The organism is Vibrio sp. 1562, from assembly GCF_033340155.1.
Classification (GTDB): Bacteria; Pseudomonadota; Gammaproteobacteria; order Enterobacterales; family Vibrionaceae; genus Vibrio; species Vibrio alginolyticus.
Map to the genome: position 1 here is coordinate 1 of NZ_JAWOVY010000318.1, position 715 is coordinate 715.

Genomic DNA, 715 nt, shown 5'->3' on the forward strand with positions numbered 1-715 from the left:
CTAAATGCCAGACCACGCTTGGTCTAGCGACAGATTGCGCGCAGACAAGTGCGTGGAATACGTTTGATATTGGCGCAACTTACCACGTTTCCAAAGACCTTCGTGTTAGCGCAAACATCATCAACCTGTTCGACAAAGAATACATTCGTTACCAAGACGTTGCTGGCATAGCTGATGAGAGCAAACGCTACTCAACGGAACCAGGTCGTTACTTTACGGTTAACGCGAAGTACATCTTTTAGTAGGAGCTCAGCATGAAACTCAAACTTTTAGCGCTTTCTCTTGCGTTGGCAGGCGTTCAAGTGACGAACGCAGCGCAGTGGGATTACCCTAGCGCGGCTATTACGGTCACGAGGCAAGCCGAAGCGCTACGCTACTTACAAGACAATTACGCTAGCGCTGGCGAACTCAAGTTTCGCTATCAGACCCGTTCTCAGCTTGGAGATCATTACACCTTTGATGTGTGGGTCGATGGTCAGTATCAACCGCAACGCACCATTGTGTTGTCGACTAACCAAGACCGCCAAATCGAGCGTATTTTCAAAAGCCTTGAAGATACGGTTATTCGTAATGGCGAGGCGATGCCAGCCGCAGAACTGGAATTGCCTGTTCGATTGGAAGTGACCGAGCCGCCAGCGTTGAGCTCCGGTGAGTTAGTGACGGTTCCCGTCTCAGTGTTTGATCCTGATTTACGTACGATGCAGCAACAAGCTGC

The 715-nt window shown here is 49.9% G+C and carries 2 pseudogenes; both read left to right on the forward strand.

Annotated elements, in window-relative coordinates:
- A pseudogene (locus R7Z49_RS24925) lies at window positions 1–242 on the forward strand (TonB-dependent receptor); the annotation flags it as partial.
- A 12-nt stretch (window positions 243–254) separates the two neighbouring features.
- A pseudogene (locus R7Z49_RS24930) lies at window positions 255–715 on the forward strand (propeptide, peptidase); the annotation flags it as partial.